General features: G+C 38.8%; 3 protein-coding genes. All 3 read left to right on the top strand.

All coding sequences use genetic code 11. The annotated features are described in order from the left end of the window. The first annotated feature begins 4 nt into the window (after window positions 1–4). Genes GTQ43_RS09275 through GTQ43_RS09265 form a run of 3 tightly spaced genes read left to right on the top strand, consistent with a single transcriptional unit; the run spans window position 5 to window position 22,892 of the window. Window positions 5–11,593 (top strand): type I polyketide synthase, encoded by an 11,589-nt coding sequence (locus GTQ43_RS09275; protein WP_265272331.1) that lies wholly within the window; start codon window positions 5–7, stop codon window positions 11,591–11,593. 55 nt (window positions 11,594–11,648) lie between these two features. Further along, entirely contained in the window at window positions 11,649–22,064 is a 10,416-nt protein-coding gene (locus GTQ43_RS09270) for a non-ribosomal peptide synthetase/type I polyketide synthase (RefSeq protein WP_265272330.1), read from the top strand. A 48-nt stretch (window positions 22,065–22,112) separates the two neighbouring features. Continuing rightward, window positions 22,113–22,892: an aspartate/glutamate racemase family protein gene (locus GTQ43_RS09265; protein WP_265272329.1), complete on the top strand. Its 780-nt coding sequence runs from the start codon at window positions 22,113–22,115 to the stop codon at window positions 22,890–22,892. The last annotated feature ends 1 nt before the right edge of the window (window position 22,893 follow it).

Here is a 22,893-nt window from a genome sequence, read left to right as displayed (position 1 = left end):
GTTTATGGATATATCAGATAACGATAAATCTGTCCAAACTAGGGTGTTTAAGGCGCTGAATGAGGCGAAGGAGAGATTAAGGGCTGTTGAGGCGAAACAGAGTGAACCGATCGCAGTTGTTGGTTTAGGTTGTCGTTTTGGTAATGATATTTCGACTCCCCAGGCTTTTTGGTCTTTTTTGAAAGCTGGTGGTAATACGCTAAAAGATATACCGCGCGATCGCTGGAATACTTCTGATTTTTATGACTCAGACCGTGGAAAACCGGGTAAAATCTACATATCCCAAGGTGGTTTTCTCGATGATGTCGCGATGTTTGATCCGCAGTTTTTCGGGATTGCACCGAGGGAAGCTTTGCATATCGATCCGCAGCAACGATTACTGTTAGAAGTTGCCTATCAAGCGTTAGAAGATGCGGGTATGGCTGCGCCTACTGCGAGAATCGGCAAAACGGGAGTTTTTATTGGGATTACCAACAATGATTATACTCGTCTGATTGCACCAGGCGGAGACTATAGCACAGTTGGCGCTTATCACATCTCTGGAAACCATACAAATGCTGCGGCTGGACGCATTTCTTATCTTTTAAATCTTAACGGCCCTAGTTTGGCTGTGGATACGGCTTGTTCTTCTTCGTTGGTAGCGGTACATTTGGCATGTCGTTCTTTGCGATCGCAGGAATGCAGACAGGCGTTGGTGGGGGGAGTGAACCTGATTCTGACACCGGAAGTAGCGATCGCATTGTGCAAAAATCAGATGTTAGCTGCTGATGGTAGATGCAAAACCTTTGACGAAAGTGCTGATGGCTTTGGAATTGGCGAGGGTTGTGGGGTTGTTGTCTTAAAAAGATTGAGCCAAGCATTAGAAGATGGCGATCGCATTTGGGCGTTAATTCGGGGAACGGCTGTAAATAACGATGGCGCAAGTGGCGGTTTTACAGTTCCCAATGGCCCGATGCAGACAGATTTGATTCGTGAAGCTCTTAATGATGCGCGTTTGAGCGCTGATATTATTGATTATGTCGAGGCTCACGGTACTGGTACAGCTTTAGGAGATCCCATTGAAATTAAAGCAATAGCTGATGCTTTGTGCGTTAATCGTCCTCAATCTCAACCTTTGTTAGTCGGTTCACTCAAGACAAATCTCGGTCATTTGGCAGCGGCAGCGGGGATTTCTGGTTTAATCAAAACTGTATTATCTATATATTATTCGGAAATTCCGGCTCATCTGAATTTCCAAAAGCCAAATCCTCATATTAATTGGGACAGTTTACCCCTAAATGTGGTGACACAAACCCGTCCTTGGGCTGTTAGTAATGGCAAGATAAAAGCGGCTGGAATCAGTTCTTTTGGAGCATCGGGAACTAATGCTCATGTTATTTTGAGCGAACCTCCTGAAGCACAATCCCCAATTACAAATAAATTGCCTGTACTGATTACTTTGTCTGCAAAAGACGACGAGCGTTTACGCCTGTTAGCTGCTAAGTTAGTTGATTTTGTTGATAGTGATTTAAATTTAAATGATATTGCCTTTTCTTTAAATACAGGTCGTTTTCACCATAAACACCGATTATCTTTATTGGTTGCCAATATTAGCAGCTTTCAAGAACAGCTTCAGGCTTTTGCTACTGGTAATATTCAGCAAACTAATATTATTCACGGTGAGGTAAAAGGAAATCCCAAAATCGCTTTTCTCTGCAATGATGACGAAGCGACATTAACAGGAATGGGGAAAGAACTTTTTGTTGATGAGTCGGTATTTCGTGAGGCGTTTATTCGGTGCGATCGCTTATTCCAAAACTATCTAAATTTTTCTCTAGAAGACTTACTTAATCGCGCTCAACTGCCCAACAATCCTTTATATATACAACCAGCATTATTTACTCTGCAATATGCTCTTTGCGAACTCTGGAAATCTTGGGAAATTCGCCCTTCTGCGATTTTAGGCTGTGGTTTGGGTGAATATGTTGCTGCTCAACAAGCTGGAGTATTTTCTGTTGAAGATGCAGTTAAGTTGGTTGCAAGTCGCGCTCATTTTTTCAGCCAAAAGCTTGGAGAAGAAAGATTTTTAGCTTTTCAAAAAGTTGCTGAAGAAGTTGTTTATAGCAATTCACAACTCACTCTAATTTCAAATTTTAATGGTGAAGTAGCTAGTAGCTCTATTAAAACTCCTGCTTATTGGGTACAACAGTTGCATCAAGCAGACAATATTACTAAAGGAATTGACACCCTGCATCAAATGGGGTATCAAATCTTTCTAGAAATGGGAACTAATGCCCATAGTAATTTAGATACAAATGAAATTATTGGGTTGTGTAGTTTAGCGAAAGATGGGAACACTCATCAGCAATTACAAACTGTCTTAGCTGAATTATATGTACGCGGAGTAAATATTAATTGGAAAGAATTTCATCGCTCTCATATAGGGCAGAAAATCAGTTTACCAAATTCTCCTTTTATCCGCAAACATTACTGGATAACTCCCATTGATTCAGGAAGTAATCAGCAGTTAAAATCTTCCAGATATGAACACCCATTATTAGGCGATCGCTTGCCTTCTCCTCTATCTTCTATTCAATATCGAGCTAGAATTAGTCAAAACAATCCAGCATTTTTAGCAGAACATCAAGTTTTTGATAAACCGATATTCCCAGGTGCAGCATTTATTGAAATGGCATTAGCGACGGGAGAAGGTAAAGCAGTTATTTTAGAAAATGTTGAATTTAGCAAAGCATTGTTGCTTGGAGATAAAGAAGAGACATTACAATTAATTGCTGAGGAAATCATTAGAAATAAACAAAGTTTTCATATCTATAATCAAGCTAATCATAGTTGGGATATACTTGTTTATGGACAAATTGAGAAGTTAAAATCAGTTGATATAACTAACCATAATCTAGAAAAAATAGCAGCTAAATGTCCAGAACAGCTTAATATTAATTCGTTTTATCAAACATACCGCAACTCTGGAGTCAATTATGGAAAAAGCTTTCAGTTAATCAATAAACTTCAGCGTGGTGAAAATAGTGCATTTGCTCAAATAAAGTTAACAGAGAATCTGCGCTTAGAAGCCAAAAATTACAAATTTCATCCGGCTATGTTAGATGCCTGTTTTCAGGCGATCGCAGCTATTTTATTTCAGCACGAGTCATCTGTAACTTATGTACCAGTCAGCATTGCTAAATTCCAATTCTTCCAGTCTCCGGGTGATAGCGTTATCAGTGCAATTAGACTAACTAAAAATTCTCCTAATATTGTTGTCTCTGATATTGATATTTATTCAGAACAAGGTGAGTTATTAGTAGCAATTACTGGCTTTGAACTCAAATCTGTTCAACGCCAAGAAATTATCCGCCATGCAAGCCAAGCTCAATCTTACATAGAAGAATGGATTCCTTTAGCACCATTATTACCCGATGGTAGAGATACTTTACTAACTCCTGATGTAATTAAAACTCAAGTTAAAGCACAGCAATTAGAACAGCAATTAGCAGATAAATTGCGTCAATATGAACGCTTGCTTGGGGAGATGGAAAGTTTAAGTGTAATCTATATATGGGAAGGTTTAAAAAATCTTGATTGGGAACCTAAATTAGGTCAAACTTATCAAGAAGAACAGATTACCGTTCAAGCTAGAGTAGTTGATTTTTATCGCCCCTTGTTGTCGCGCTGTTTATCTATCCTAGCCGAGGAAGGGATTGTTACTCAGCAAAAAGATGGATGGTTATTAGTAAAAGAACCAAGTACATCTTCATCTCAATTACAAATTCAACATCTCAGTAACGAATTTCCTGATTACCTTGCCGAAATTAATCTCATAGAACGTTGCGGTTCAGCTTTAGCTGAGGTGATGCGTCACCAAATTGAGCCATTAGAATTATTATTTCCCCAAGGCGATTTAAATGCGATCGCATCTGTGTATTCTGATGCGGCTGGAGCCAAGTTGATGAATGAGCTAGTTGCACAAACCCTTAGAAGTGCAATAGCAAATTTACCAAAAAATCGTCAGCTACGAATTCTCGAAATTGGAAGCGGAACCGGATCTGCTAGTACTGCAATCTTACCGCATTTACCAAAAGAGCAAATAGAATATGTATTCACTGATATTTCTACTAGCTTTTTAACCAGAGCTAAAGAAAACTTTAGCCATTATCCTTTCATTAAATATCAAACTTTAGATATAGAAAAGAATCCCTTCACTCAAGATTTTCTCCCAGGAAGTTTTGATATCATTATTGCTGCTAACGTCCTCCATGCAACAACAGATATTAACAAAACCCTTGATAATGTCCATTCTCTAATTGCTCCTAGTGGACTATTAATACTATTAGAAAGTACTGGGGCGCGTCGTTGGGTAGATTTAACCTTTGGTTTAACAGAAGGGTGGTGGTTATGCAGTCAAGATCCACTCCGCAATGGTTATCCTTTGGTAAATACTAAACATTGGCAAAATTTACTTGCTAATCATGGGTTTGCAGAAACTAATGTTATTGAACCAACGAATCCAGAGACACGCAATTTATTACAACAAAGTGTAATTGTTGCTCAAAGAAATAATTTATCTAAATCTGTATCTCATGAATTAATCTTTGCCGATTCCAAAGGAATTGCTCACAGTTTAATTACGCCATTGCAACAGCGAGGTGTTGCTTGTTCTCTAATCTCCCCTCAAGATATCAATCCTGATAACGCCGACGACTACCTATCAATATTAAAAAACCTCTTAACTCCAGAAACTCGTGAAATTGTCTACTTCTGGGCATTGGAAGAAATAGAAGGCGAAATTTATCAAGCAGTAGAAACTCATTGTAGACGTTTCCTATTTTTACTTCAGGCATTATTACAACAAGAAAATCCTCCTGCGCTTATTCTTGTCACTCAAGGTTCTGTACCAGCCAAAGAAATAGCAACGCTCACATCTCCAGCCCAATCTTCATTATTAGGAATCGCTTTAAGCTTAGTACTAGAACATCCTGAATTAAATTTTAGAGCCATTGATTTAGATCCTTACGAACAAGATTTAGGGGAAAAACTATTCCGAGAAATTTACAATCATACACCAGAAAATCGCGTAGCTTTGCGGAGTGAACAACGCTTTTCCCCGCGTTTAGTAGAGCGAAAACTAGAAGAAGGAAACATCAATTTTCGCCAAGATAGCTGTTATTTAATTTCTGGCGGTACAGGTGGGTTAGGTTTAGCCACTGCTAGATGGATGATAGAACGTGGCGCTCGTCATTTAATCTTGTGTAGTCGCAGTGGTGCAAAAAATCTCACCCCTGAAATTCTGGCAAGTCTGCAATCAACTAATAACGCAGACATTCAAATCAAAGATGTGGATGTCACAGATGCAGAGAAACTGCACACATTACTAGCAGAATGCCGATCGCAATATCCTGTGCGAGGGATTTTCCACATCGCTGGTACTTTAGACGATACAACACTATTGCGACTGACACCAGAACGGTTTAATTATGTTCTCGCGCCCAAAGTTAAAGGTACTTGGTTACTTCATCAATTAACCCTGAACGATCCTTTAGATTTCTTTGTTTGTTATACGTCTGCGGTATCACTAATTGGCTCGGCGGGACAAGCTAACGCGGCAGCTGCTAATGCCTTTGAGGATGCCTTTACCTATTATCGTCATGCACATAATTTACCTGCAACAGTTGTCAATTGGGGCCCGTGGAGCGAAGTTGGTGCAGCAGTCGATCGCAATGTTTTAGAGAGATTATCAGCTAAAGGTTATGATGCGATCGCACCAGATTTAGCACTCAATATTTTAGAAAAAATCTTGTTTAATCAGGTTGTCCGCGCTGGTGTGATTGCCATTGATTGGCAACGTTTCCCCTACATCAACCAAAGCTTTTATCAAAACTTCTTACCCCAAGTAAAAACTAAATCTCAAGCTGCATCAAATATTTTAGAACAATGGCAAACTCTACCTGTAAAACAGCGTCGTGATTTGCTAATCCGCCATATTAGTTTGCGCGTCTCCACTGTATTAGGATTATCAAAAGATGAAGTAGTTTCTTCCCAACAAGGCTTTTTCGATCTGGGAATGGATTCTTTGACTTCTACGGAACTCCGCAATATTTTGCAAACAGATTTTAATTGTTCTCTACCCACAACAATTACTTTCCGTTTTCCTAATGTGGAAACTTTAGCAGATTATCTCCTGGGGGAAATTTTAAATATTTCGGAAGTACAAAAGCTCAGAGAAGAAGTCCCCGAAATACAAATTGAAAAATCTACCGCCGAAAAACCACAACAACAAGCAGATCCAATTGTAATTGTCGGGATGGCTTGCAGATTTCCTGGTGGTGCAGATGATTTAGCATCTTTCTGGGAACTTTTAGAACAAGGGAAAGATGCGGTGAGAGAAATTCCCGGCGATCGCTGGGATATTCGAGAGTGGTATCATCCCGATGCAGATACACCTGGAAAAATCTCTTCTCTTTATGGAGCATTTCTAGAGCAAATAGATCGGTTTGATGCCGAATTTTTCGGAATAGTCCCCCGTGAGGCTGTCGCCATAGATCCTCAGCAACGGTTGCTGCTAGAGACTACCTGGCAAGCTTTAGAATCTGCCGGTCAAAATCCCCAACAGTTACGCAACAGTCAAACCGGCGTTTTTATTGGGGCGATGACTCAAGACTACGCCCAGTTGAGCTATGCTCCCGAAGCAATCAACGCCTATACCGGTTCTGGAACTTCTATAAGTGTAGCCGCCGGTCGTTTGTCTTATGTATTGGGCTTGCAAGGGCCATCAATGACCGTTGATACCGCTTGTTCTTCTTCCTTAGTTGCAGTCCATTTAGCTTGTAATGCCTTGCAAAATGGTGAATGTGACATTGCCTTGGCGGGTGGTGTCAACATAATTTTAACCCCGGTAATTTCCCTGATTGAAAGTCGCGCCCAGATGCTTGCACCAGATGGACGTTGCAAAACTTTTGATGCAAGTGCCAATGGGATGGTGCGGGGCGAAGGTTGTGGGATGATTGTTCTGAAGCGGTTGAGTGAAGCAGTTAAAAATGGCGATCGCATTTTAGCTAGAGTTTATAGTACAGCGGTGAATCACGATGGCCCAAGTAGCGGGCTGACTGTACCCAATGGAGACGCGCAGGAAAAACTATTACATCAAGCACTGAACGCCGCGCACCTCAAACCAGAGCAGATAGATTTTATCGAAGCTCATGGTACCGGTACTGCGATCGGAGATCCGATTGAATTAGAAAGCATGGCTGCGGTTTTTAGCGATCGCCCCCAAAATCGACCTTTAATTATTAGTTCTGTCAAAACTAATTTAGGACATTTAGAAGGTGCAGCCGGAATTGCTGGGTTAATCAAAACTGTTTTAGCCTTGCAACACCATAAAATTCCTCCCCATCTTCACTTTGAGCAACCCAACCCTCATTTTGATTGGAGTTCTCATATTTTTGAAGTTCCAGTACATGGAAAAAATTGGCATCCTAGCGAACGAGAAAGAATTGCTGGTGTGAGTTCCTTTGGATTTAGTGGTACAAATGCTCATATTATTGTTGGAGAAATTGCATCTAATTCTCCCCATAAATCCGATCATCAGCTTTACCTTTTACCTCTTTCGGCTCGTTCGCAAAAATCGCTCAAAGAGTTAGCTAAAAGTTATCAATCTGCTTTAAATGAGTCTACAAATTTAGTAGATGCTTGTTTTACTGCCAGTACAGGACGCGCTGTTTTCCGCCATCGATTGTGTATTTTAGCCGACTCAATCACGACAGCTAAAAAAGCACTGACTGATTTTATTGAAAGTCATGATTCTGACAATATAATTACGCCAATTCCGTCAGAAACTCAGCCCAATGTAGCCTTTCTATTTTCAGGACAAGGTTCTCAATATTCTGGGATGGGACAAACTATTTATAACAAAGAACCTGTCTTTAAAAATACTCTGGATATTTGTAACAAAATTCTGCAACCTATTTTAGGTACATCGCTATTAGATATAATCTTTCAATTGCCAAATAGCGACTTGCTCGCACAGACTCAAATCACCCAGCCAGCGCTTTTTTCACTTGAATATGCACTTGCTAAATTATGGCAATCTTGGGGAATACAACCCTCCGCGCTTTTAGGACATAGCATCGGTGAATATGTCGCAGCTTGTTTAGCAGGAGTCTTTTCGTTAGAAGATGCTCTACAATTAGTTGCCCAACGTGGTCGCTTAATGGGAGAACTACCGCACAATGGAGCTATGGCAGGAATTTATGCTGATTATGAAACAGTAGCAGCTTATATTGTTCCCTATAGCAGTCAAGTTAGTATTGCCGCAGCTAATGGTGCAATTACTGTAATTTCTGGCTTGCATGAAATTGTCGATAAACTAGAGAAAACTTTTATCGACCAAGGTTATAAAACTAGAAGATTGGCGGTATCTCATGCTTTTCATTCTCCTTTAATGGAGCCAATTCTTAATGATTTTGCAGAAGTTTTAAATAAAATTTATTTCCACGAACCAAACTTGACTATTATTAGCAACGTCACAGGTAAACCAATTGGCAGAGAAATCGCTACCCCCGATTATTGGTTACGTCATCTTCGCAGTACTGTACATTTTAGCCAAGGATTTAAATTCTTAATTGACAGTGGTTATCGGTGTTTTCTAGAGTTGGGGCCAAAGCCTGTATTACTGGGAATGGCGCGATTAACTTCTCAAATTAAAGAAATATTATGGCTACCCAGCATTGTCCCTGGACAAGATGAACAAGCCCAGATGTACAGAAGTTTAGCGGCACTCTTCGCTAATGGTTATTCCATAGAATGGACGGAGGTATTTAAGCAAGGAAGGCGGATTACTTTACCTAGTTATCCATTTCAACGAGAACGTTACTGGTTATCAAACTCACAATTTGCTGTAACTGAAATCAAAACTAGGTTACATCCTTTTATTAGTGATATCAAGAAACTAGCTACAGGAGAAATTGTTTTTGATGGAGAGATAAGCTCTGATAATCCAAATTATCTTGCGGAACACAAAGTATTTGAAAAAATATTATTCCCCGCTACAGGTTTTATTGAAGCAATTTTAGCAGCTAGTCAGAAAATATTTGCTGATAATTTGGCGATTATAGAAAATGTATCAATTCACCAAGCGTTAATATTATCTGAATCTCAAACTACATTACAAATCATTTTTAAACCCAAAAAATCATTTGAGTCAAGCTATAGCTTTGAGATATTTAGTAGTAACTCATCAGAAAATACTTGGATTCTTCATGTAAATGGTGAGATTAAACCTAACCATCAAAAATCTCCTGTATCTGTAAATAATTGGTCTGATTTAGCAGGGGAATCTGTTTCTATCTCCAGATTCTATGAGCTTTATAGTCAGATGGGAATCAGCTATGGTAATAAATTTCAAGCTATTCAAGAACTACGTTATTTAGAAAATGGTTCCCAGGCTAAAATTAGTATCGATCGCAGTCTATCAGATCGGCGTTATTGTCTGCATCCCGTGCTTTTAGATGCTTGTTTGCAAAGTATTGGCGCGGCTTTCCCAGAACTTCACGGACAGGAATTGCACTTACCCTACGGTTTCTCTTCATTAGAATTTTTTAGAAATCCTGGTTCTCAAGCTTGGACGCACATTGATATTAAATCTGATAATAACAGTGAAATGTCTGTAAACTTAGAGCTTTATGATGAGCAAGAACAGCTTTGCGCTCGGTTTACAAACTTAGTAGCACGGCGGACTAATCCGGCAAGTTTACAGCGTTTATGGCAGAAGCCTGAAAAAGATTGTTTTTACCAAGTTCAATGGAAAAAGCTGAACTCAGTTACAAGTATTACTACAGATTCTAATAATTCTTGGTTGATATTTGTGCATCCTAATACAGCCTTGAATCAATTGGTAAATTTATTAGATAAATCTGGAGAACGAGTAGTAATTGTAGAACTTAGTGATAACTATGAATGCCGTTCTCAAGATAAGTTTGTCATTAATACATCTCAAAAGGATGATTATCACCGTTTATACCAAGAAGCGTATCCATCGGGTAAATTTCCTACAGGTGTAATTTTCTCCTGGGGAGCAGATCCAGTTTACCAGAGTTGTAATGCTATATTGCACTTAATCCAAACTATCACCACTAGCCGGGAAAAATTACCAGATTTATGGTTAGTGACTCGCGGTGCAAATCAAATATTAGGTGATAAGTCTTTGCAACCTCAACAGTCTTTACTTTGGGGATTAGGAGCAGTAATTAATAACGAATATCCCAAAGTTCGTTGTGTATGTTTGGATTTATCATCCACAGTAGAACCTGATGAGGCTGAATTTTTATTCAACGAATTTCACACATCTAGCAGAGAATCGCGTTTAGCTTTACGCCAAGGAAACCGCTATGGAGCAAGGTTAGTATCTGCAACAATTCCCACAGCCCAAAAACAGCAGTTAGTTATTAGAGAAGGAGCTTATTTAATTACTGGAGGTTTGGGTAAACTTGGCTTACTAATGGCTCAATGGTTAGCAAAAATGGGAGCTAATCATATAGTTTTATGCAGCCGTAATATCCAGTCTCAACCAGAAGCGATCGCATCATTAATCAAAAGTGGTATACAGATTACAATTATCGGCGCTGATATTGCCTCAGTAGCAGATATGGAACAAATTTTTTCCCGTTTTGGCACAGATTTACCTCCTTTACGCGGAGTAATTCACGCGGCTGCTGTCTTAGATGATGGACTTTTAAGCAATCAAAACTGGGAAAGATATCAAAATGTCATGCGTCCTAAAGTAGAAGGCACTTTATTATTAGACCACCACACCCGTAATTTATCCTTAGACTTTTTCATTGCCTTTTCTTCTGCGGCTGTCATTCTCGGTTCCCCCGGTCAAAGTAGTTACGCTGCTGCGAATGCTTTTATGGATGCTTTAATGCAGCAACGACAAACTTTAGGATTACCAGGTATTAGCATCAATTGGGGAGCATGGGATACAGGAAATGCAATAGAAAAACAACGTTTTGCTAATTGGGGTATTCAAAGTATGTCTGCTGATGCCGCTCTCGAATATCTCACCCAGTTGATTTTAGGCAATGTTTCCCAAGGAGTTATTCTTGATATTGATTGGTCTACTTTTCAACAATCTTTTAACATCAATCAACCATTCTTTGCCGAAATTCTGACACCAAAAGAAAATAATTCCGCAAAATTGTTAGAGCAATTAAAATCTGTAGCTGTAGATGAGCGAGCCACAACCTTATCCCAAGGAATTGAGCAAGTATTACGCGAAGTCACAGGATTACCTGCAACTAGCGTAATTTCTCAACAAACCTCATTCTTAGAATTAGGTTTAAACTCCCTAATGGTACTAGAATTTAAAAATCGTTTAGAAACTAATTTAGCTTGCACACTTTCATCATCTGTAATATTTGATTATCCCAATATCACCAGCCTTAGCACCTATCTTCGAGAACAAATCCTTCCTGAAAACATCAATTTTCATGTCAAACAAACTTCACCACCAGATACCCTAAATCCCTATGACAGCCTCAATGAAGATGAACTTGCAATACTACTTAATCAAAAATTAGCAGAGCTTGATAAATATGGTGATTAAACCTCTGCGTCCCTTTACGTAAACCTCTGCGTTCCTTTGCGTTAAAAAAAACTATATGTCTCAAAATCCCGATTATAAAAAATTAATATCAACAACCTTAACAAAAATGGAGGCAATGCAAGCTCGCATTACCGAATTAGAAACTCGACAAAGTGAGCCAATTGCTGTTGTTGGGATAGGATGTCGTTTCCCCGGAGGAATCAATTCCCCTGAAGCCTATTGGAATTACTGTAAGGCTGGACTTGACGCAATTGTAGAAGTCCCCAAAACCCGTTGGGATATCTCAAAATTTTATGCTCAAGAACCAACCCCTGGCAAAATGAATACTCGTTATGGGGGTTTTCTCCAAGAGGATATTGCCGAATTTGATGCCCGTTTCTTCTCCATATCTTCCCGCGAAGCCACCTCAATGGATCCACAACAAAGGTTACTACTTGAAGTGACATGGGAAGCTCTAGAAAATGCCAATATACCATCAACTAATTTAGCAAGCGATCGCGTCGGTGTGTTTGTCGGTATTACCAGCGTTGACCACGCGATGGCTGTCTACAAAAGCAACTACGATGAAATTGACTCTTTCTTCGGTACAGGAAACGCCCTGAGTGCAGCAGCCGGTAGGTTATCTTATTTTCTCAATCTGCGCGGCCCTTCCATGTCTATTGATGCCGCCTGTGCTTCTTCACTGGTAGCTGTTCACCAAGCCATTCGCAGCTTAAGGAATAATGAGTGCGAACTCGCTTTGGTCGGTGGGGTCAATCTCATCCTCAATCCAGCGATTACGATTAACCTTTCCCAGTCGGGGATGATGTCTCCCGATGGCCGCTGTAAAACCTTTGATGCGGCTGCAAATGGTTACGTGCGGGGAGAAGGCTGTGGGGTTTTAGTGCTAAAACCCTTGTCTGTAGCTCAGAAAAAAGGCGATCGCATCCTCGCACTCCTACGAGGCTCTGCGGTCAATCATAACGGTGCAGCCGCCGGTTTCACAGTTCCCAGCGGCCCCGCCCAACAAGATTTACTGCGTCAAGCCCTAGCTGATGCTAGAGTTACACCAGGGCAAGTTGGGTATATAGAAGCACATGGTACTGGAACCCCATTAGGAGATCCAATAGAAATGAATGCGATCGCAGCAGTTTATGGAGAGCGATCGCAACCTCTTTACGTCGGTTCAGTTAAAACTAATATCGGACATCTTGAAGCCGCCGCAGGTATCGCTGGAATAATCAAGACAATTCTCGCCCTCCAACATGGTGAGATACCACCTCATCTCCACTTTAAGCAGCCCAATCCCCTAATTAATTGGCAAGGATATCCAATCAAAATTCCCAGTGAAACTATACCCTGGTCTAACAATGGCGAAATCCGCATTGCTGGAGTTAGTTCTTTCGGTTTTTCTGGAACCAATGCTCATGTAATTGTCGAACAAGCACCTGCTGCAAAGACAACAGAAATTAAGCTGAAACTTCCCAGACATCTCTTAACTATTTCGGCTCATAACGAAACAGCTTTAAAAGAACTAGCACGACGTTTTCAAACTCGCCTAGAGTCTCATCCCGAAATCGGAGATATTTGTCATAGTGCTGCGATCGGGAGAGCGCCCTTACCTGAACGTTTAGCAATCATTGCAGATACATTACCAGAATTGCAACAAAGATTAGCAGCTTTTGTCAACGAAAAAACTTTTGATAATTTTACTTTTTATCAACGCTTCACAGCAGAAAAACAGCAAAAAATTGTCTTTCTTTTCACTGGTCAAGGAGCTTGTTATGCAGGTATGGGTCATCAACTTTACCAAACCCAACCTACATTTCGTAAATATATTGATAAATGTGCCGAAATTTTAGCGAAACATTTAGACCATTCATTACAAGATATATTATTTGGTAATCAAACAGATTTACTCAATCAAACTGCATCCGCGCAACCAGCTATATTTGCTCTAGAATATTCCATTGCCATGCTGTGGCAATCTTGGGGAATCGAACCAAGCTTACTAATTGGCCATAGCGTTGGTGAATATGTAGCAGCTTGTATTGCTGGGGTATTTAATTTAGAAGCAGGTTTAGAATTAGTTGTTAAACGTGGGCAATTAATGCAAACTGCCGCTACCGGAAAAATGGCTTCAATTTTTGCAGATGAGCCTACGGTACTTTCTCTCATTCAAAACTATAGTAATACAGTTTCCATCGCAGCCATAAACCACCCTCAGCAAATTGTGATTTCTGGAGAAAGTGATAGTATTGATGAGATAATTAGCAATTGCAAAAATCAAAAAATTGCGGCTCAATTCCTCTCCGTCGCTGGTGCTTTCCATTCTCCATTAATGGAGCCAATTTTAGATGAATTTGAAAATGCTGCGCGGAATATTGACTATAATCATCCCAAAATTCTGCTCCTTTCAGGAATTGACGGACAACCTTTAGTAAATCCGCCCGATGCCAGTTACTGGAGGCAACAATGCCGTCAACCTGTGAAATTCTTAGAGAGTCTAATTACAGCCTTCAACAAAGGATATAACCTGTTTTTAGAAGTGGGGCCAAGACCAATACTAGCAGAACAAGGTCGTCGTTATAACGATGAAGTTATCTGGCTTAGTTCTCTCAATAGAAATTTAGATAACTGGCAAACAATGCTGTCAGCACTGGCTCAACTCTACATTAATGGAGTTAGTTTTGATGCCGAAAAATTTAACAAAGATTACAGTTACAGAAATATCCAATTACCGACATATCCGTTTCAAAGGAAACGGTTCCAATTTTCCACTACTGTTTTAGCCGAATCGACTCCAAATAACGAAGAGCAAACGAAAATGACTCTAGCAAAAGTTTCAAGTAAACAAAAATATCAACAAGAAATTCGTAATCAATTAAAGTCTATCTTGGCTGTGCTTCTCAAAGAAGATGAAAATGAAATTCGGGAAGATGAGACATTATTAAATTTGGGAGCAGACTCGATAATTTTGACAGACTTTGCTCGCAAAATTGAAGAGAAATTTAGCATCAAAGTCAAAATAGATCAATTATTTACCGATTTGCAAACAATTACCGACATAGCTAACTATCTCTCTAATTCTGTTGAAGAAGAGGCATTAGAACCACAAATCCCAGATCAAATTTCCAATTCTAGCTCAGAATTAGATAATTATCTCTGGGTAATTTCCCAACTACAACCGATTACCATTGCCTATATTATCAAAGCTTTAGCAGCATTAGGCAAGAGACTAAATAAAGCAGAAACCTGGACAACAGAAAATTTATTACAAACTTTGCCCATCGCTTCCAAATATCATATTTTAATCAATCGTTATTTAAAAACTTTAGAGAAAGATGGAATTATTCAAAATCAAGGTAATACCTGGATAGTAAAAAACCTGCCTACACCTTTTTCTTTATCAGAAGCTATAGAAAATCTGCAAACAACTTGTCCAGCAGCTAAACCTGAGTTAGAAATGCTGCAACGCTGTGGAGAAAATCTAGCAGAAGTCCTAAAAGGGAATATAAATCCTCTAGAGTTAATTTTCCCCGCAGGTTCAGTTATTCATGCAGAAAGTATATATGGCAATTCTCCTGTATCTCGTTTGATGAATCAACGAGTAGCTGAAGCCATTAATTCAATTTTACAGCGTTTTGATAATAGCGATCGCCCTTACCAAATCCTGGAAGTAGGAGGTGGTACAGGTGCGACTTCTGAAGCAATTCTCAATAAATTAAATCTCGATCGGGCAACTTATTCTTTTACCGAACTTTCTCCAGCTTTACTAGGTAAAGCTCGTCAAAAATTTAAATACAAAGATAATCTCAACTTCCATCAATTAGATATTGAGAAATCACCAGTTTCGCAAGGGCTACCAGCACATTCTTATCACATAGTTGTTGCGGCTAATGTCCTTCACAGTACCCGAAATATTACAGAAACACTCAATCATATCCGAGAATTACTACTACCTGGTGGTTACTTGGTACTCCTAGAAACAGTAGAAAATAATTCCTGGCTAGATTTAACTTTTGGACTCACACCAGGATGGTGGCGTTTTCAAGATAAAGAGTTACGTTTAGATACTCCCTTATTGAGTGGAGAAACTTGGTGTTCTGTTTTGAAACGCTGTGATTTTGCCACTGCGGATAGTTTTTCTAAACAGAACAATATCAATATCTACAATGGACAAGAGTTAATCATTGCTTGCGCTTCTGTCGAACGTGCTATTATCAGTCAACCTAAAACAGTACCTATCTCGATAGAAACTTCTGGAAAAGAAGCTTTAATGATGGCTCAACTGCAATCTTTGAAAGAACTCAAAGATGTACATGAAAAAACCATTATCAAGCAATTAGAAATCCTCCAATCTGCACCTGTTGCACCAAGCAATACATCAAAAGTTTTGAGTAGTGAAATTGAAACTTTCACTCCTCTGCAAAAAAAACAAATACAAGTCGTACCTAATGGTAAAATTAAAACTGATTTACCGAAAAAAACTAGCTCTCCAAGTTTAAACCCACTTGCATTAAAGCTGAATGAAAATAAATCTCTCACGGAAAAACAGCAAGCTTTTATCCGAAATTTAGAGATTATTTATAATCAAAAAACAGCAAAATCTAAAGCATATTCCCAAAATAGCCGTAAAACAATGGTTGATGTCAAACCTACCATTGACTTCCGCATGGCTTTAAAAGAATTTCAGTATCCCATTGTCTCAGAATCAGCCCAAGGTGCATATTTTCGTGATATCGATGGCAATGATTACATCGATTTAGCAATGGGGTTTGGTGTTAACTTTTTTGGGCATAGTCCTGATTTCGTGATAGAAGCAGTTCAGCAGCAAATGCAACACGGAATCGGATTAGGAATGCAGTCTAATATCGCCGCAGAAACGGCTGCTTTAATTACTGAAATGACTGGTGTAGAACGAGTTGCTTTTAGTAATACTGGAACAGAGGCAATTATGGCAGCAGTTCGTATTGCTCGTTCTCGAACAAAACGCCAAAAAATTGTTTTGTTTTCTGGCTCTTATCACGGGACTTTTGATGGTATTTTAGCGCGAGTTGGAGAGGAAGCAGAAACAGCCCAACCATTAAGTCTCGGTACACCATCAGGAATGGTTGAAGACGTAATTGTTCTTACTTATGGAGCCGAAGAAAGTCTAGAAATAATTGCTGCTCATGCTGAGAATTTAGCAGCAGTTTTAGTAGAACCTGTGCAAAGCCGTAAACCTGATTTACAGCCTAAAGAGTTTCTGCAAAAATTACGTAAATTAACTCGTGAAAAAGACATTGCACTAATTTTTGATGAAATTATTACGGGATTTCGCATGGCTCTAGGAGGAGCGCAAGAATGGTTTGATATTGAGGCTGATATCGTAGTTTATGGTAAGGCAATTGGTGGTGGCTTACCTATTAGTACGATCTGCGGAAAAGCGGATTTTTTGGATACAATCGATGGCGGCTTCTGGAGCTATGGAGATAATTCTCATCCTCAAACAGAATTAACCGGCTATGGTGGAACTTTCTGTCGTCATCCATTGGCTTTAGCAGCTTGTCGAGCAGTGCTGCTACATTTACGCGAACAAGGTGCAACGCTTCCAGAAAGGGTAAATCAATTAACTAATCGATTAGCCACTGAAGTTAATCAGTTTTTCCAAGAAATAGGAATTCCCATTCGCATCGTTAATTTTGGCTCTCTATTTCGCTTTGAACCTTTTGGAGCTTATAGTCTTTTTCTCCAACCTATTGAATTGCCACTTTTTTATTACTTACTAAATCTTAAAGGTGTGTATACATGGGAGAAACGAGTTTGTTTTCTCTCGACACATCATACTAATGAAGATATAGATAAAGTAGTAATTGCTGTCAAAGAAGCTATTATAGAACTGCGACAAGCGGGTTTTTTTGAAAATGCCAAACCACCTCAAGCAAAGAAAAGAGAAAAAAGCGATCGCTCTGACGATGAAGATGGTAGGAGTAATTTAAACCAGAAATTCCCTACCAGTGAAGCACAACGTCAGCTTTGGCTATTGGCAGAATTAGACACAACCGCTTCCGCATCATATAATGTCACGACTTCCTTAGAACTGCGTGGTTTATTAGATATTTCATCTTTACAGCAAGCTATTAATCAAGTAGTCAATCGTCATGAAGCTTTGCGAACCCAAATCTTGGAACAAGGCGAACTACAAGAAGTTATCAATAGTGTCAAAATTGACCTACCATTAATTAATTTAGTAGATGAGGAAAATCCTGAAGCAACTGCTTTGATATTGAGAACTCAGTTGTCTCAAAAACCTTTTGACTTGTCTGTAGCTCCCTTATTTTCATCTGTGTTGATGCGTTTAGCGCCGGAACACTATCTGCTATCTTTAAAAACCCATCATATCGTTGCCGATGGTTGGTCATTAGGGCTAATTTTGAATGAAATCGGCAAACTTTATTCTGCAAAAATTAGCGTTGCTACAGACAATTTAACGTCACCAATGCAGTTTCGCAAATATTTAGCTTTGCGACAACAAGAAGCACAAAGTCCACAGATGCAAGAGCATCGTGATTTTTGGTTGAAAACTTATGAGGGAGAAATCCCTGTATTTGAACTTCCTACTGACTTTCCCCGTCCGGCTGTGAAAACATATACAGGAGGTAGAGAAAGTAAAATTATTGCTCCTGAATTGTGGCAAAATTTGCAGACTGTGGGACGCAAAAACCAAGCTACATTATTTATGACCATGTTCGCCGCTTATACAGCTTTTTTGCAGCGAGTTTCTGGTCATGATGATTTAGTAATTGGTATTCCCATATCTGGACGACAATTTGAGGGTAGCGAGGAGCTAGTTGGCTTTTGTTCGCAATTTTTACCAGTTCGGATAAAGACAAATATCACTACTTCTTTTGTTGAACATCTTCGTCATACCAAACAAACACTCATCGCCGCTTTTAAACACCAAAGTCACGCTTTAGAAGAGTTATTAGCAGCCTTACAATTACAACGAGATTTTTCCCGCTCTCCTCTCATTTCCGTATCTTTTAATATGGATCCTAGTTTAACTCTACCTGAGTTTGAGGGATTAAAAGTATTGCTACCACCGGAGCCAATTGGGTATACTCCTTTTGATTTAGGGTTTAATTTAATTGAAGTTAATAACGCGCTGATTGTCTACTGTAATTACAATACGGAATTGTTTAAACCAGAAACTATCAGACAGTTTCTTGAAAGTTTTGAAATTCTGATGGAAGGCGTAATTAACAATGCTAATAGTTTACTTTCCCAGTTGCCTTTATTAACACAGTCGCAAGAGCAAAAATTACTGACAGAGTTGATAGGCCAAACAATAGAATTGCCCCAAAATGCGACAATCATTGATGACTTTCTTGCTAAAGTAAACTCTACACCCAATGCACCAGCATTAATTGTTGGGCAAACTACTCTTAGCTATGGAGAATTGAATGAGAAAGTAAATCGTTTAACTAATTACTTGCATGAGAAATATCAGCTTACTTCTGGTCAAGCGATCGCACTCATTCTCGGACGCAATCAAAACTTAATTATCGGCATTCTAGCTGCTTTCAAATTAGGGGTAACTTATGTGCCAATAGATCCCCAATATCCTAGTAGCCGCATCGATTTTATTTTAAAAGATAGTGACTCTCAAGTATGTCTAACTGAAACTAATTTTGTCTCTCAATTACCTCAAGATATCCAAGCAATTTGCTTAGATAAAATCGCTGATATTCTAGAAAAATCTGACAACAATGAGCCAAAATTTAAACCAGATCCTAGCCAAGTTGCCTATATTTTATACACTTCTGGCTCAACAGGGAATCCTAAAGGAGTCATGGGTTGTCATATATCTATTTTGAATGTAATTCGGAGTTTAAGACTTACTTTTGACTTAGATAAACATCCTGATTGGCGCTATATCTTCACTGCTCCTGTTACGCACGATCCATCTTTGCGAAATATTTTTCTCCCGTTGACAATCGGTGCTGCTTTATATATGTACGAAGTACAGCATATAGGGCATTTAGTTGACTTTTTACAGGAAAATCAAATTAATGCACTGCACACAACGCCATCTATTTATCGGGAAATATTAGCTGTACTCCCAGCCGAAGAAACTATCCCTAGCTTAAAATATATCTCTTGCGGGGGAGAGAAATTAGACCGAGAAACTGCGATCGCAATCCGAAGACGCTTCCCGGCTGATATCGTCACCAATGTCTACGGTTCCACAGAAACTTGTGTAGGCGTAGCTCAATATCTAATAGACGAAAATTTATACACAGATGTACCTCTTGGTCAAGTTTTTCATAACAATCGTTTATTTGTCCTGGATGAATTTAATAACACCGTACCTCTGCACGTAGTTGGTGAAATTTGTGTAGAAGGTGCAGCATTAGCCGCTGGTTATCACAACCTCCCCCAAATCACCAAAGAAAAATTCAACCCCAGCTTTATAAGTGAAGGAAAAACTCTTTTTAGAACGGGAGATTTAGGTAAACAAACTGCTCCAGGTGTGATTGAATTTATCGGTCGCAAAGATAATCAAGTTAAAGTTAATGGCTATCGCATAGATCCAGGAGAAATCGAATACCAACTCAGCCGTCATCCTGGGATTGAGAAAGCTATCGTATTACCTATGCAGATAGATAATCTGACTCAATTATCTGCTTATTGTCAAACTGGTAAAGATATAGAAGTTTCCGAAATCAGAGAATTTCTCTGTAAATCTTTACCAGTTTATATGATTCCTACTTCTTTTATCTTCATCAAGCAATTTCCTTTAACTAGACATGGGAAAATTGACTTGCGATCGCTTGCTGAAATCAAGTCAACAAATCAGTTAACCCAGGTAGATTATACAGCACCGCATAATAATTTAGAGTCCAAACTGGTAAATATTTGGGAAAAAATTCTCACCAAACACCCCATCGGCGTTTTTGATAATTTCTTTGAAATTGGTGGACACTCTCTGCTGCTTTCGAGAGTGGTAACTCACGTTCATAAAGAATTAAATGTATTAGTTAAATTGGCTGACTTCTTTAAAGTTCCCACAATCGCTGGATTAGCTGCTTTAGTAGCTAAAACTCAATATAACTTTCAAGAACCCATAGCAACAATAACTCAGCAAAAATCTTATCCCATGTCTCATGGGCAACGTCGCCTTTGGGCTTTAGAATTCCTCGATCGCAATCATACTGCCTACGGAATGCCCAGTGCTTATCAATTCAACGGGAATTTAAATATCGCTGCTTTTGAAAATGCTTTTCAACATTTGATTCAACGTCACGAAATATTGCGGACTACCTTTAAATTAATAGATAATGAACCGCGTCAAGTCGTGCATGAAAAAATGAATTTTAGAGTCAAGCAGATCGATTTAACGGAGTATGAAGAACAGCAAAAAATTCTCTCTGAGGCTATTTACAACAATGCCAAAACTACTTTTGATTTAGAAGTAGGGCCTTTACTCAAAGTTGACTTATTAAAATTAAATCAACAGAGCTATATAGTTGTATTTAATATGCACCATATTATTTCTGATGGTTGGTCAGCAGGTGTTTTGATTAAAGACTTTCTCGCACTTTATCATGCTTACGGGCAACAAAATTCAGAATTACCACCACCTTTAAGAATTCATTATAAAGACTATACCTTGTGGCAAGAAAAGCGCTTAAAAACGTCGGTACTACAAGCGCAACGTGATTATTGGTTAGCTAAATTTACTCCTGCTCCCACACGGATTAACTTACCTTTAGATTATGCTCGACCAATGATTCAAAGCTTCCAAGGTAGTGCAGTTATCTGGAAGCCAAACCAAGAATTAATCAAACGCTTTGGGCAATTTGTCAAAACGAAAGAAGCCAGTTTGTTTATGGGCTTGCTGACTCTAATCAATAGTTTTTTGTTTCGCTATACCGAACAAAATGAGATTACAGTAGGTTCTCCTATAGCCGGACGCAATCATCCTGATTTAGAAGAACAAATAGGTTTTTATGTTAACACCTTAGTCTTACATAACCAAATAGTAGCAGACGATAGTTTTGCGAGTTTACTAGCAAAAGTGAAAACAACAACACTAGAAGTATACGACAACCAAGAATATCCTTTTGACAAGCTAGTATCAGATTTAAATTTTCCGCGTGATTCGAGCCGTAATCCTCTATTTGATACTGTCGTTGTCCTACAAAACAACGAAAATGTAGAGCTAGCACTAGATGGAATTACTGTTAATTCCATTGATCAAGATATGATCGCTGCTAAATTCGATCTAGAATTTATTTTTGTTGATGAAGCAGAACTATATCTAAAGCTCATCTACAATACAGATATATTTGCTAGTGAAAGGATCTCATTGATACTAAAGTTGTTAGAAGGTCTTTTAGAAGAAATAGTAAAATCTCCTGAAACACCATTATTAAAGCTGTCTTTCCACACAGAAAATTCTGAACAAGAAGATAGCAATCTTTTCACAACAAACTTTAATTTTTAGTAAACCACACATCTGAAACAATAGCAATGACTTATTTGGAGAACATTTATGAATAAAAAATTACCAATACTTGGAGTTTTAGGTGGCATGGGGCCTGTAATTACTGTTGAATTTCTAAAATCTATTTATGAATATAACCAGTATATCGATCATGAACAAGAAGCACCTAATGTAATTGTTTTTTCACTTCCTTCTGCACCCGATCGCACCAGTTCTATTAATAATGGAAATGAAAGAGAATTCATTGATTTTCTACAACTACATCTAGAAAATCTCAATAAATTTGTTGATCGGATAGTGATTGGCTGTTGTACCGCTCATTATGCTCTGCCTTATATCCCAGAACATCTGACTAATAAGGTAATTTCCTTAATTCAACTTGCAGACGAACAACTGCAAGAACATGATGAACCTGCCATCTTATTGGCTGGTACAGGTACTTACCATAAAAGATTGTTTCAAGAAGGTTGTAGTGCTGCTAATCGCATTATTTCTCCATCTGAAGAAGAACAGAAATTGATCCACGAAATGATATTTAAAGTCCTAAAACGAGGACACGAGCCACTAACAATTCTTGTAGATATTCAAGAATTGTTAGATAAATATAAGACTCGTTCTTTTATTTCTGGTTGTACAGAATTTCATCTCCTTGCTAAATCTCTCAAGCTAAATGGAATTGATTCTATTAAAGCGATCGATCCTTTAACTACCATTGCTCAAAACTTTTCTCAGCTATTAGAGCAAAGTACATATAGTCCTAATTTACTTATAAAAAATATGAAGCGATCTAAACAATTTCATCCATCAGCTATTAACTCTTTTGTGTAAG

The sequence above is a fragment of the Nostoc sp. KVJ3 genome (assembly GCF_026127265.1).
Classification (GTDB): Bacteria; Cyanobacteriota; Cyanobacteriia; order Cyanobacteriales; family Nostocaceae; genus Nostoc.
Note: the sequence above shows the minus strand (reverse complement) of the source record. Positions and strands in the feature narration are given on the sequence as shown.

Bases quoted from the DNA above. Each gene is read 5' to 3' on its own strand.
- GTQ43_RS09275 (WP_265272331.1), top strand. From the start codon at position 5: ATGGATATATCAGATAACGATAAATCTGTCCAAACTAGGGTGTTTAAG.
- GTQ43_RS09270 (WP_265272330.1), top strand. From the start codon at position 11,649: ATGTCTCAAAATCCCGATTATAAAAAATTAATATCAACAACCTTAACA.
- GTQ43_RS09265 (WP_265272329.1), top strand. From the start codon at position 22,113: ATGAATAAAAAATTACCAATACTTGGAGTTTTAGGTGGCATGGGGCCT.